We start from the raw sequence: 9,236 nt of genomic DNA, 5'->3' as shown, positions 1-9,236 counted from the left end.
GTCGTACCCGACACCGGCCGGGCTGATAGCCGCTGTGACCGAATGGCCCGACAATCCGGCGCCGCTGGTGCCGTTGTATCTGCGCCGGCCAGATGCCAAGACGCTGGCCGAGCGGGAAGCGGCGTCGCGGTGACCGCCGGCGACGATGCGGGTCGGCACGGCCCGAGGAGGAGCGGCGGCATGGCCACCGCCACGATCGGCGCGTTGACTGTGGCCGATGCGGAACGCTGCGCTGAGTTGGAGGCGCTGCTGTTTCCCGGTGACGACCCATGGCCGACGGCCGCGTTCGTCCGCGAACTCGCTGCCACGCACAATCACTACGTGGGCGCTCGCACCAGTGCTGATTGCGGCGACCCGCTTCGCCCGGCTTCCAGCCGCGCTCGCGATCGCCGCCCCGACACGCTCGTTGGCTACGGCGGCATCTCGCGGTTAGGCCGCACCCCGCCATTCGAATACGAAGTGCACACCATTGGCGTCGACCCGGCTTACCAAGGCCGTGGCATCGGCCGCCGGCTGCTAGACGAGCTGCTGAACTTCGCCGCGGGCGCCGTCGTGCACCTGGAGGTCCGCACCGACAATGCGCCGGCGATTGCGTTGTACCGCAGCGTGGGATTCACCCCAGTGGGCCTGCGCCGACGGTATTACCGGGTCAGCGGTGCCGACGCCTACACCATGCGGCGGGAGGCCTTATGACGCGCGCCAGCGACGAATTGACACTGAGCGATGGGGTGGGGGCACCTCCCGCTTGCGGGGGAGAGTGGCGCTTATGACCATAGTCCTTGCCATCGAAACCTCTTGCGACGAAACAGGAGTCGGCATCGCCCGGCTCGACGCCGACGGCGCCGTGACGTTGTTGGCCGACGAGGTGGCGTCCAGTGTCGACGAGCACGTCCGGTTCGGAGGTGTGGTCCCGGAGATCGCCTCGCGGGCTCATTTGGAGGCGCTCGGTCCGGCCATGCGCCGCGCGCTGGCCGGCGCGGGCGTGCAAAAACCGGACATCGTCGCGGCCACCATCGGCCCGGGGTTGGCGGGTGCGCTGCTGGTGGGAGTGGCTGCGGCCAAAGCTTATTCGGCTGCCTGGGAGGTGCCGTTCTACGCAGTGAACCACTTGGGCGGGCACTTGGCCGCCGACGTCTACCAGCACGGGCCGCTGCCCGAGAGCGTAGCGCTGCTGGTATCCGGCGGGCATACTCACCTGTTGCATGTGCGTTCGCTGGGCGAGCCAATCGTTGAGCTGGGCAGCACCCTCGATGACGCCGCCGGGGAGGCCTACGACAAGGTGGCCCGGCTGCTGGGGTTGGGCTATCCGGGCGGCAAGGTGCTCGACGATCTGGCGCGCACGGGTGACCGGCACGCGATTGCGTTCCCGCGCGGCATGACCGGACCGGCCGACGACCCGCACGCATTCAGCTTCTCCGGGCTCAAGACCGCAGTGGCTCGGTACGTGGAGAGCCACCCGGAGGCGGCGACCGCCGACATCGCCGCCGGGTTCCAGGAAGCCGTCGCCGATGTACTGACGATGAAGGCGGTGCGCGCTGCCACCGGGCTCGGCGTATCGACCCTCCTCATCGCCGGGGGAGTGGCCGCGAACTCGCGGCTGCGGGAGCTTGCCGAAGAGCGTAGTGCCGCAGCGGGATTGACGTTGCGCATCCCGCAGCCCCGGCTGTGCACCGACAACGGAGCGATGATCGCGGCGTTCGCCGCGCATCTGGTGGCCGCGGGTGCACCGCCGTCGCCGCTGGATGTGGCCAGCGACCCGGGGCTGCCCGTGGTGAATGGGCAGCTGCGGTGATCGTCAGTTGCCGGTTTCTCGGGTGACGATCAGCAGGTCGTCGCTGGTTGCCCAGGCTTGGCTGAAGGTGGCCAGGGGGATCTGCTCGTTGCGGCCGTTGGGGGTGCCGCTGTCGTTGACGTGAACGATGTTGGTGCCGGTATCGACTCCGGTGACGACGACGGCGTGGTCCGGTTTGGTGCGGTCCCCATCGCCCGCGGGGTAGTTCCAGATGGTCTCGGCGTTGAGCGCCGCGATCACTTTGTGGCCGCCGGCCAGGTCCTGCTCCAGTGTCCCCATGCTGTTGCCGGTGGTGAGGTCGGACTGGATGCGGTGTTTCTGCAGCAGCAGCACCATGTCTTGGGGCGAGGTGCCGTCGAAGTGGTAGACGTCGCCGCGGTGGGATTCGCTTCTGGTGAAAATCCCGCGTAGCTCCATGCCGATTTGGGACGGCTCTCTGCCGGTCAGTTGGCCGACGACGTCTGCGACGGCCATCAGTCCGCAGTCTTGCTGGTGCTGGTAGCGCCAGTAGGGCGCGGCGGCTTCGGGGTCGCCATACATTTGGCCGTCGGCGCGGGCGACCCCAGCCAATCCGATGGCAGCCGCGACAAACATCGTGGCCGCACCAGCGGTGCGGGTCGCGCTTCGAATGCCGGTGAACATGACCCCATTATTAGGCCGTCGGCCTTGGTGAATTCTTGATGCCGATCGGCACGGCGTCTGCCTGCGGTTTCGGTTGAGCGGACGCGGTCGGCGGGCTCACCGACCCGGAAGCAGCAAGGCGACCTTGAGTGCTAGCACTCGCATGTATAGAGTGCTAGGTGGCAATCGGACGAACCCTTGTGCCGGCACCCGCGACGACGACGCGAGGGCGCGGCCGAACGCCGAACACCTGGTAATCGAAGGTTCGGGGCCAACGGTCCCGGGCCCTACCAATACCGGTCCGGGGCAAGGGTCCCGGGCCCCCTACCAACTAAGTGGAGGCTCCAATCGTGGCGAAGGTGAAGATCAAGCCACTCGAGGACAAGATCCTCGTACAGGCCAACGAGGCCGAGACCACGACCGCATCCGGTCTGGTCATTCCCGACACCGCGAAGGAGAAGCCCCAGGAGGGCACCGTCGTCGCAGTCGGCCCCGGCCGTTGGGACGAGGATGGCGCAAAGCGGATCCCGGTCGACGTGTCGGAAGGTGACACCGTCATCTACAGCAAGTACGGCGGCACCGAGATCAAGTACAACGGCGAGGAGTACCTGATCCTGTCGGCCCGCGACGTGCTGGCCGTCGTCGCCAAGTAACTCAGAGCGTGTTCCGCCCCGGCAATCCCCACGTCGACACGTGGGAGATTTCCGGGGCGGACCGCTTCTTAGACGGGACAAGAAGGACTTATGAGCAAGCAGATTGAGTTCAGTGAGACCGCGCGGCGGGCAATGGAAGCCGGCGTGGATAAACTCGCCGACACCGTGCGGGTGACGCTGGGCCCGCGAGGCCGGCATGTGGTGCTGGCCAAGGCTTTTGGCGGCCCGACGGTCACCAATGACGGTGTTACCGTCGCCCGGGAGATCGACCTGGAAGACCCTTTCGAGAACCTGGGAGCCCAGCTGGTCAAGTCGGTGGCCACCAAGACCAACGACGTCGCCGGCGACGGCACCACCACCGCCACCGTGCTGGCGCAGGCGATCATCAAGGCCGGGCTGCGCAACGTCGCTGCCGGTGCCAACCCGATCGCGCTCGGCGTCGGAATCACCAAGGCGGCCGACGCGGTGTCCGAGGCGCTGTTGGCCTCAGCCACGCCGGTGTCCGGCAAGACCGGTATCGCGCAAGTGGCCACCGTGTCGTCGCGCGACGAGCAGATCGGCGAGCTGGTCGGTGAGGCGATGACGAAAGTCGGCCACGACGGTGTGGTCAGCGTCGAGGAATCGTCCACGCTGAGCACCGAGCTGGAGTTCACCGAGGGCGTCGGCTTCGACAAAGGCTTCCTGTCGGCGTACTTCGTCACCGACTTCGACGCGCAGCAGGCCGTGCTCGACGACCCGCTGATCCTGTTGCACCGCGACAAGATCAGCTCGCTGCCCGACTTCCTGCCGTTGCTGGAGAAGGTGGCCGAGTCCGGCAAGCCGCTGGTGGTGATCGCCGAAGACGTCGAAGGCGAGCCGCTGTCGACGCTGGTGGTCAACGCGATCCGTAAGACGCTGAAAGCGGTGGCGGTCAAGGCGCCGTTCTTCGGTGACCGCCGCAAGGCGTTCCTGGATGACTTGGCCATCGTGACCGGTGGCCAGGTGGTCAACCCCGACGTCGGGCTGACGCTGCGTGAGGTGGGACTTGAGGTGCTCGGATCGGCCCGCCGCGTCGTTGTGAGCAAGGACGACACGGTGATCGTCGAGGGCGGTGGCACCGCTGAGGCCATCGCCGACCGCGCCAAGCAACTGCGCTCCGAGATCGAGAGCACCGACTCCGACTGGGACCGCGAAAAGCTGGAGGAGCGGCTGGCCAAGCTGGCCGGCGGGGTCGCCGTCATCAAGGTCGGCGCCGCCACCGAGACCGCGCTCAAGGAACGCAAGGAAAGCGTCGAAGACGCGGTTGCCGCGGCGAAGGCCGCCGTGGAGGAAGGCATCGTCGCCGGCGGTGGAACGTCGCTGATTCAAGCCCGTAAAGCGCTGACCAACCTACGGGCGTCACTAACCGGCGACGAGGCGGTTGGCGTGGACGTGTTCTCCGAGGCGCTCAGCGCGCCGCTGTACTGGATCGCGGCCAATGCCGGGCTGGACGGCGCGGTCGTAGTCAGCAAGGTCGGCGAGCTGCCGGTCGGGCACGGGTTGAACGCGGCGACGTTGAAGTACGGCGACTTGGCCGCCGACGGGGTGATCGACCCGGTCAAGGTCACTCGGTCCGCGGTGCTCAACGCGGCGTCGGTGGCACGCATGGTGCTGACCACCGAAACCGCGATCGTCGAGAAAGTAAGCCACGACGACGATGATCACGGGCATGGCCACGGCCATCACCATCACTAGAAGCACCTTCTAACGAAGCACCCCCGGTCAATTGGCCGGGGGTGCCTTCCTTTGTTGGGTGTTGGAACGGGCCGCGGTCAGGTAGCCCGCCGTCAGGGTTGACGCGCTGCCGCACGCGGTGCAATGTGATACTCGTCATATGACCACTGGTCACACGGGCAGAAAGGCGGCAGCTCATGACCACGAGGGACAAGTACACGGACGTGCCCGCGCCCTACTCGTGGGAGGTCGCCAGTGGCGGCGACGCGCGCTTCACGTGGGAGTACGACGACGGGCGCGCCCGGCTCCTTTCCCTATACCAAAATGGAAAGGACAAGCAGTGGGATGCGCAGTCGCGCATCGACTGGGCGCAAGACGTCGACCCGATGAACCCGATCGAGCTGCCTGACGAGTTCCATCCGCTGTTCGGCAGCCCGATGTGGGACGCCGCAGACGACGCACGTCGCGCCGAGATGCGCCAGCACTTCCAGGCCTGGCAGCTCTCGCAGTTCCTGCACGGCGAGCAGGGTGCGATGGTGTGCGCGGCCAAGATCGTCGAGGTCGTCCCGGACCTGGACGCGAAGTTCTACGCGGCCACCCAGACCATGGACGAGGCCCGGCACGTCGAGGCGTTCTCGCGGTTCCTGCAGGAGAAGGTCGACGTGGTCTACCCGATCAACAAGCACCTGACGGCACTGCTGGACGACACCCTGCGCGACTCGCGCTGGGACATGCCCTACCTCGGCATGCAGGTCCTCATCGAAGGGCTCGCACTCGCCGCCTTCGGGGTGCTGCGGGACATGTCGGCGCAGGACTCGCTGGCCAAGCAGGTGCTGGCCTACGTCATGCAGGATGAGGCCAGGCACGTCGCCTTCGGCCGAATCTCGCTGAAGGACTACTACTCCGCGCTGACCGAGGCCGAGCGGGACGAGCGTGAAGAGTTCGTCGTGGACGCGTGTTACCTGATGCGCGACCGGTTCCGCGGCGAGGAGGTCTTCGAGACCCTCGGCATGGACGTCCAAGCGTGTGCTGAGTGGGTCGACACGTCGCCGCTGATGATCCAGTTCCGCTCGCACCTGTTCAGCCGCATCGTGCCGATCGTCAAGGACATCGGGTTGTGGGGCGACAAAGTGCAGAAGGCCTTCAGGGACATGGGTGTGCTCGACATGGCCGGCTTGGACATCGAGGCGCTGATGAAGGCCGATGAGGATCAGGCCGACGCGCTGGACAAGGCACACGCCGAGATGGCCGACCGGGCCCTCGAGGTGGACGAGGTGATCGCGGCGGGCGCGAGCTAACCCAATGTCCGGTTTGGCGACGAGGGCGGCGCACCTGAACTGCTCGACGCGCTGAACACGGCGATGTTCGGCGCAGGCGGCAAGCCAGCATTCATTGACAACTCCAGTGCGCCGACGACACCATTAGCGAATGGCGCGTGCGGCATTTTATCGGCAAATCGCGGTGTCAGTTGCTTGCGTGGCCGCGATCGCCATGGCGGTGGTGGGCTGCAACGACCACAGCGGCAGCCCCGGCGTCAACCACCACCACCGCCACCACCATTAAGGCGAGCCCATGGGAAAGCCCACTCCGTACCAAGCGTCGGTGGTGGTTCCGCTCCCGGACGAAGATGTGATCGCCCGATCATTTGGCGACGGGTATGACCCCGACACCGCACTCAATGTCCTGAAGATGATGAGCGGCACCGGAGACTTCTTTCCTGCGCTGATCGGCATGGTGAAGGCCGTCTTCGGTGAGCGCGAAATCGACGCCAAGCACCGTGAAGTCATCATTTTGCGTGCGGCGTCGGTACTCAACTGCCCCTACGAGTGGCAGGCGAACGAACAGATGGCCCGCAATGCGGGCCTCACGACATCCGAGATCGACGCGATCGCCGGCGACGGCCCTCTGACGTTCGACAACCTCGACGCTGACTATCAGCTATTGATCGCAGCCACCGATGAGCTCCTCACGTCCGGCACGCTCACCGACGACACCCTGCAAGCCCTGCTCGACACGTTCGGGACGACAACGACACGCAAATACATCGCCACCATCGCCTGGTTCAGTCTGCTGAGTCTGTTTCTCAACGGCACCAGGGTGCCCATGGAAACAACCGACAAGATCGGCCAGCGCACGTCCCCCCTGGGATGACCACGAGCCGACCCGAACTCGCGGGCGGTAATCCCACACCACCGAAACCGCGGTGGTCGACAAGCCCGTCGACGAGGACGAGCACGTCACCGCAACGATGTGGCGATGTGGACCTCCGAAGTCAGGGTCTGATGAACAGGGCAACGATTGGCGATATGCAGTAACTGTTGCCGTTGAGTGTCGTTGAGGTTGCCGGCTAACTCGATGTCGCGATCAATGTGATCGATCCGCCCGCTACTGGTTTCGCAGTCGGCGCAGTCTTCTGCGTGAATGCGCGAGTGCCGCAACGTCACTCGCACGCGCTCGAGCGGCCAGCCCTTGCGGTTGGCGTACATCCGGACCGTCATGGAGGTACATGCCCCGAGCGCGGCCAGTAGTAGATCGTAGGGATTTGGCCCTGTGTCCGCGCCAATTGGCTGCGGCTCGTCCGCCGTGAGCCGGTGGCGTCCGGCGGCGATCTGCTGCGTATAAGTCCCCGTACCTGCCTCCGCGACGGTCACCGTGCCCTCAGAGGCCGCGTCGTCGGCAATCTCGTGTGTTGTCATGCAGCTCCTTGGCGGTTTGACGATGGTTCTAACGCGGCTCCCGGCCGGCACGGACGCTTTACTGTTTGAGCCGTGGCCAATCACCAACAGGTGTAGCCGCCGTCGATAACGATGTCGGAACCGGTCATGTAGCTCGACGCGTCGCTTGCGAGATAGAGGTATATGCCCACGAGTTCCTCCGGCCGGCCCAAGCGCCCGAGCGGGATCTTGGGTTCCCACAACGCGTGGTACTCGGAGTAGGGCTCCACCAGTTCGGTAAGGATGTAGCCGGGGCTGACGCTGTTGACCCGGATGTTGTGGGGTGCGAACTCGACTGCCATAGCCTTGGTGAGCTGGATTACGGCTGCTTTTGAGGCGCAATAGTGGCCCACTTGCTGCGGGGTGTTGACGATGTGGCCCGACATCGATGCCGTGGTGATGATGGTTCCGGCGCGTTGCTGGGCGACCATGGCCTTCGCCGCAGCCTGTGCGGTGAGGAAGACGCCGTTGACGTTAGTGTTCTGGATGCGCTGGAACTCCTCCAGCGGCATGTCCAGCAGGCTCTTGAGGGCGATGATCCCGGCGTTGCACACCGCGATATCGATCCCGCCCAACTCGTCGTTGACTCGGTTCAGCATGTCGGCCACCAGCTCGGGTTGGGTGACATCGCAGGTAATGGGGACCGCCGTCCCACCGCCGGCAACGATCTCTGCGGCCACTTCCTGCAGCGGCTCATGATGTCGGGCGGCGATCGCCACTGCAGCCCCGGCTTGCGCGTATGCCAGCGCCACTTGCTTGCCTATACCGCTGGAGGCGCCAGTCACGAGAGCGTTCTTGCCATGCAGCTCAAAGAGACTCATTACATTCACTGTGGCTCACGATCCTTCCCGGCGGCCCACGGGAACTGTATCGCTGCCGGTCCCCACCGGTCGCACAGTTCGGGAACGGCCTAAATGGCCGGCTTGACCTCGGGACCAAACTGCGCCGGCCTCATCCGGCTAGAGCCAGTTTGGTTGCCACGACCCCAACGGTGTCAATGGATGCTTGTATTCACCCGGCGTCTTCGACATCTCGATCATTTCCGTGACGCCGGTATACCGACCCATTGGCGTATCGACAACGAATCCATCGGGATCCGGATAGAGGTGCTCATCATTTGAGCCGGCCGTCTTCGTCGCGTAGTCGCGATCGAAGATGCCCAACTCACGAAGCCAGAGAGCCGTGCGTACCAAAGAAACTCGGACGCGGTAGCTTCCGCCCTCCTTCGCACGCCGAAGCAGTGTCGGCAACACTTTTTCGGCCCCGCCCTCGGCCGCGAGTTACTGCGGGTGGGTCGTCAGATAGTCCCCCACCGGGATCGGTGACGTCGCGGCGTAGCCAATGGGCAGCAACACATCGCCCGCGGTCGTGCGGCAGTAGACATCCCACCGGTAGTAGCCGGCAAACGCAGCGGGATCGGCAGCAATCAGCGCTGCGTATTGGTTGACCGCCCGCACGTATTCGTTGGCGTGGTTGTACCGGTAGATGGCGTGATCACGATCGTTGGCAAATCCGTTGGCGGCGAGGTAACGGCCCGCGGCCATGATGCTGTCGCGGGGTGAGTGGATATCGCCGCCCTGCCCGTAGGCGGCGAATGTCGCGGGCAAGAACTGCATGGGTCCTTGCGCGCCGGCGGTGCTTGCGCCATTGATGCTGCCGAAGCGGGTTTCGACGAGGTTGATCGCGGCAAGGTAATTCCAGCCGACACCGGATTCCGCCTCCGCCTGGTGGTAGTAGCTCAGCAGTTCGTCGGCGGGAGCAGGT

Annotated in this window: 12 protein-coding genes and 1 pseudogene; 8 read left to right on the top strand and 5 right to left on the bottom strand. The window is 65.4% G+C overall.

Annotation, left to right across the window (positions count from 1 at the left end; genetic code table 11):
• From WAN71_RS23410 to tsaD, 3 genes and pseudogenes are all read left to right on the top strand, one after another.
• A pseudogene (locus WAN71_RS23410) lies at positions 1–133 on the top strand (tRNA (adenosine(37)-N6)-threonylcarbamoyltransferase complex dimerization subunit type 1 TsaB); the annotation flags it as partial.
• A gap of 47 nt (positions 134–180) precedes the next feature.
• Positions 181–693: a ribosomal protein S18-alanine N-acetyltransferase gene (gene rimI, locus WAN71_RS23405; RefSeq protein WP_422227614.1), complete on the top strand. Its 513-nt coding sequence runs from the start codon at positions 181–183 to the stop codon at positions 691–693.
• A 73-nt stretch (positions 694–766) separates the two neighbouring features.
• Positions 767–1,792 (top strand): tRNA (adenosine(37)-N6)-threonylcarbamoyltransferase complex transferase subunit TsaD, encoded by a 1,026-nt coding sequence (tsaD, locus tag WAN71_RS23400; RefSeq protein WP_422227613.1) that lies wholly within the window; start codon positions 767–769, stop codon positions 1,790–1,792.
• A 3-nt stretch (positions 1,793–1,795) separates the two neighbouring features.
• On the opposite strand, the gene WAN71_RS23395 is transcribed toward tsaD, so the two are convergent.
• A complete protein-coding gene (locus WAN71_RS23395; RefSeq protein WP_422227612.1) occupies positions 1,796–2,434 on the bottom strand; it encodes a C39 family peptidase in 639 nt (212 codons plus the stop codon).
• Between the two features lie 329 nt (positions 2,435–2,763).
• Between WAN71_RS23395 and groES the strand changes: the two genes are divergently transcribed.
• From groES to WAN71_RS23370, 5 genes are all read left to right on the top strand, one after another.
• The gene (gene groES, locus WAN71_RS23390; RefSeq protein ID WP_422227611.1) at positions 2,764–3,066 is read left to right on the top strand and encodes a co-chaperone GroES; all 303 of its coding nucleotides are present in this window, start codon (positions 2,764–2,766) and stop codon (positions 3,064–3,066) included.
• Positions 3,067–3,156: 90 nt separating this feature from the next.
• A complete protein-coding gene (groL, locus tag WAN71_RS23385; protein ID WP_422227610.1) occupies positions 3,157–4,779 on the top strand; it encodes a chaperonin GroEL in 1,623 nt (540 codons plus the stop codon).
• 176 nt (positions 4,780–4,955) lie between these two features.
• The gene (locus WAN71_RS23380) at positions 4,956–6,056 is read left to right on the top strand and encodes a ferritin-like domain-containing protein (protein WP_422227609.1); all 1,101 of its coding nucleotides are present in this window, start codon (positions 4,956–4,958) and stop codon (positions 6,054–6,056) included.
• Between the two features lie 130 nt (positions 6,057–6,186).
• On the top strand, positions 6,187–6,321 hold the full coding sequence (locus tag WAN71_RS23375; protein WP_422227608.1) for a hypothetical protein: 135 nt from the start codon (positions 6,187–6,189) through the stop codon (positions 6,319–6,321).
• Between the two features lie 9 nt (positions 6,322–6,330).
• Positions 6,331–6,909, top strand: coding sequence for a carboxymuconolactone decarboxylase family protein (locus WAN71_RS23370; protein ID WP_422227607.1), 579 nt, complete (start codon positions 6,331–6,333; stop codon positions 6,907–6,909).
• Positions 6,910–6,995: 86 nt separating this feature from the next.
• Here the strand turns inward: WAN71_RS23370 and WAN71_RS23365 are convergent, their stop codons facing one another.
• The 4 genes from WAN71_RS23365 to WAN71_RS23350 all read right to left on the bottom strand — a co-directional run.
• A complete protein-coding gene (locus tag WAN71_RS23365; RefSeq protein WP_422227606.1) occupies positions 6,996–7,454 on the bottom strand; it encodes an OsmC family protein in 459 nt (152 codons plus the stop codon).
• Positions 7,455–7,534: 80 nt separating this feature from the next.
• Positions 7,535–8,302, bottom strand: coding sequence for an SDR family oxidoreductase (locus tag WAN71_RS23360; RefSeq protein ID WP_422227605.1), 768 nt, complete (start codon positions 8,300–8,302; stop codon positions 7,535–7,537).
• Positions 8,303–8,431: 129 nt separating this feature from the next.
• Positions 8,432–8,635, bottom strand: a complete 204-nt coding sequence (locus WAN71_RS23355) for a hypothetical protein (protein ID WP_422227604.1) — start codon at positions 8,633–8,635, stop codon at positions 8,432–8,434.
• A 117-nt stretch (positions 8,636–8,752) separates the two neighbouring features.
• A partial coding sequence (locus WAN71_RS23350) for a lytic transglycosylase domain-containing protein (protein ID WP_422227603.1) occupies positions 8,753–9,236 on the bottom strand: 484 nt, incomplete at its 5' end.

Source organism: Mycobacterium sp. (assembly GCF_049280035.1).
Taxonomy (GTDB): Bacteria; Actinomycetota; Actinomycetes; order Mycobacteriales; family Mycobacteriaceae; genus Mycobacterium.
The sequence above is the reverse complement of the archived record's forward strand: the minus strand, read 5'-3'. Positions and strand labels throughout refer to the sequence as shown.

Coding starts and splice junctions, on each gene's coding strand:
- rimI (WP_422227614.1), top strand. CDS start 181: ATGGCCACCGCCACGATCGGCGCGTTGACTGTGGCCGATGCGGAACGC.
- tsaD (WP_422227613.1), top strand. CDS start 767: ATGACCATAGTCCTTGCCATCGAAACCTCTTGCGACGAAACAGGAGTC.
- WAN71_RS23395 (WP_422227612.1), bottom strand. CDS start 2,434: ATGTTCACCGGCATTCGAAGCGCGACCCGCACCGCTGGTGCGGCCACG.
- groL (WP_422227610.1), top strand. CDS start 3,157: ATGAGCAAGCAGATTGAGTTCAGTGAGACCGCGCGGCGGGCAATGGAA.
- WAN71_RS23380 (WP_422227609.1), top strand. CDS start 4,956: ATGACCACGAGGGACAAGTACACGGACGTGCCCGCGCCCTACTCGTGG.
- WAN71_RS23375 (WP_422227608.1), top strand. CDS start 6,187: ATGGCGCGTGCGGCATTTTATCGGCAAATCGCGGTGTCAGTTGCTTGC.
- WAN71_RS23370 (WP_422227607.1), top strand. CDS start 6,331: ATGGGAAAGCCCACTCCGTACCAAGCGTCGGTGGTGGTTCCGCTCCCG.
- WAN71_RS23365 (WP_422227606.1), bottom strand. CDS start 7,454: ATGACAACACACGAGATTGCCGACGACGCGGCCTCTGAGGGCACGGTG.